This window comes from Hansschlegelia beijingensis (assembly GCF_045505405.1).
Lineage (GTDB): Bacteria > Pseudomonadota > Alphaproteobacteria > Rhizobiales > Methylopilaceae > Methylopila > Methylopila beijingensis_A.
Genome location: NZ_JBJKEX010000437.1, coordinates 1 through 2,285 on the forward strand (window position 1 = coordinate 1; position 2,285 = coordinate 2,285).

Here is a 2,285-nt window from a genome sequence, read left to right on the forward strand (position 1 = left end):
GATAGCCGCCAAGCACGGCGCCGCCCAGGAACAGCAGGGCCGTGCTTGGCGGCTATCACGCCGGCGTCGAATGGGGCTTCTGGCCAGGGCCGGCGAGTTGCGCCGGGGCGAACGCCGCGCCGACCTCCGCGAGCGATCTGCTCAAGCAGATGAGCGGCGCCCGGCTGGTGCCATGCGACGCAGCCGCCTGGCGGCTGCTGGGCCTCTCGCTGGCCGGCTACAATGCGCTGATCGCAGCCGGCCTGGCGGCTCTCGCCGTCTACGCGCTCAGGCGTCCGTCCACGTCCTAGGGGACATGTCGGCGTCCGCCGTCGGCAGGTCGGCGCCGTCCTGCAGGACGATGACGGGCGTGTCCTTCGGCACCCGGGCGTAGAGATCGATGATGTCCTGGTTGAACAGCCGGATGCAGCCGCTCGACACCGCCTTGCCGATGGACCAGGGCTCCGACGTGCCGTGGATCCGGAACAGCGTGTCCCGGTTGCCCTCGAACAGGTAGAGGGCGCGCGGTCCGAGCGGATTCTCCAGGCCGGGCGGAACGCCGTCCGCGACCGGGCCATAGCGCTCCGGCTCACGCGCGATCATGTCCCGCGTCGGAGTCCAGCGCGGCCACTCGGCCTTCCGGCCGACGCGCGCGGCCCCGGCGAATTCGAGCCCCGCCTTGCCGACCCCGATGCCGTAACGGAGCGCCATGCCGTTCTCCTGCACGAGGTACAGGTACCGGGCGCGCGTATCGATCACGATGGTGCCGGGCCGCTCCTGTGTGGCGTAGGGGACCTGCTGGCGCAGCCACCTGGGATCGACCTTCGAGATGTCGGTGGCCGGCAGGGGGAAGCGCTCGTCCGGCGCGGGACCGTACCGGGCCAGCGTCGCCGGGTCGTGCACGGGGCCCGCCACGGTGCGCGGACCGGACGATGCGCAGGCGGAAAGCGCCAGCGCGCCGCAGATCAACGCACAGCATCGGACGGGTCCACGGAGCGTGGCCCAGGAAAGGAATGTCATGATGGTCGCCGTGTGATCTTCAGAGGCGTCCAACCCTCGGTGGACGCAGTGCCGATCGGCTGAAATAGAGGCGGCTACACGTTTAAAAAAGCGCGAAATAATGGCGGGGCCATCGGCGTTGCTAATCGGCAACGCTTTTGAGAGGTCTGTCTGCAGTGCAGAACAGCTCTGCGGTAACGTGTTGTTGATGCGCCGAGCTGCGTGACTGGCGAGAGCGCCGGCCGTTTACTCAGGGCTCCAGCTCGGAATCCCAGTAGAGGTAGTCGAGCCAGCTGTCGTGCAGGTAGTTCGGCGGGAAGGCGCGGCCGTTGCGGTGCAGGTCGTGCACCGACGGCTGGAACGGCTCCTGGGTCGGCCGCATGCCGCAATCGTCCGGCATCTGCCCGCCCTTCCGCAGATTGCAGGGGGAGCAGGCGGCGACGACGTTCTCCCAGGTGGTCTGGCCGCCGCGCGAGCGCGGGATCACATGGTCGAAGGTCAGGTCGTCGCGCGCGCCGCAATACTGGCAGGAGAAGCGGTCGCGCAGGAACACGTTGAACCGCGTGAAGGCGGGATTTCGCGACGGTTTGACGTAGGTCTTCAGGCAGACGACGGAGGGCAGCCTCATCTCGAAGGACGGGCTGTGCACCGTGCGGTCGTAACGGGACAGGACGTTCACCCGGTCTAGGAAGATCGCCTTGATGGCGTCCTGCCACGCCCATAGCGACAACGGATAGTAGCTGAGCGGACGGTAGTCCGCATTGAGAACCAAGGCCGGGCACGCATCAGGCGAGACGGCGACCGTCACCACGCACTCCCTAAGCGCGCGCGGGCGCACGGCCCGCGCTCGGAGAGCATCCTATATGTGGTGCGTCAGCCTTGTGAAGCCGCGCGAAGGCTTGTTCTTCGGGGTTTCAGCGCGTTCGCCAGGAAGGCGCCGCCCTGACGCAGGCCCTCCGGGTCGATGCCGTGGCCGACGCCGGGCGAAAGATGCCACTCGGCCGGGATCTCGGCCGCGCCGAGCGCGTCCGTCGCGGCGAACAGTGCGTCGACCGGGATGACCTCGTCGCGCTCGCCGTGGACCAGAAGGATCGGCGGCTTGCCTGTCGCCTCGGACTGCAGAGCCTCCGGAGCGACGAGCATCCCCGAATAGCCGAGGATCGCGGCGGGAGGCGTTGCGCGCCTCAGGCCGACATGCAGCGCCATCATGGTCCCCTGGCTGAAGCCCACCAGGGCGAGCCGGTCGCCGCCGAGGCCGTGGCGCGCGAGCTCGGCGTCGAGGAAGGCGTCGAGACCGGGCCGGGCGG

The 2,285-nt window shown here is 68.9% G+C and carries 4 protein-coding genes; 1 reads left to right on the forward strand and 3 read right to left on the reverse strand.

The window, feature by feature from the left end; genetic code table 11:
• Window positions 1-41: 41 nt before the first annotated feature.
• A complete protein-coding gene (locus tag ACIKT0_RS17225; RefSeq protein ID WP_407106586.1) occupies window positions 42-290 on the forward strand; it encodes a disulfide bond formation protein B in 249 nt (82 codons plus the stop codon).
• Here ACIKT0_RS17225 and ACIKT0_RS17230 read toward each other — a convergent pair.
• From ACIKT0_RS17230 to ACIKT0_RS17240, 3 genes are all read right to left on the reverse strand, one after another.
• On the reverse strand, window positions 268-999 hold the full coding sequence (locus tag ACIKT0_RS17230; RefSeq protein ID WP_407106587.1) for a L,D-transpeptidase: 732 nt from the start codon (window positions 997-999) through the stop codon (window positions 268-270). The two genes, ACIKT0_RS17225 and ACIKT0_RS17230, sit on opposite strands and share 23 nt — an antisense overlap.
• A 229-nt stretch (window positions 1,000-1,228) precedes the next feature.
• On the reverse strand, window positions 1,229-1,786 hold the full coding sequence (locus ACIKT0_RS17235; RefSeq protein WP_183395713.1) for an HNH endonuclease: 558 nt from the start codon (window positions 1,784-1,786) through the stop codon (window positions 1,229-1,231).
• A gap of 65 nt (window positions 1,787-1,851) precedes the next feature.
• Window positions 1,852-2,285 (reverse strand): alpha/beta hydrolase (locus ACIKT0_RS17240; protein ID WP_407106588.1); only part of this gene is annotated, 434 nt, incomplete at its 5' end.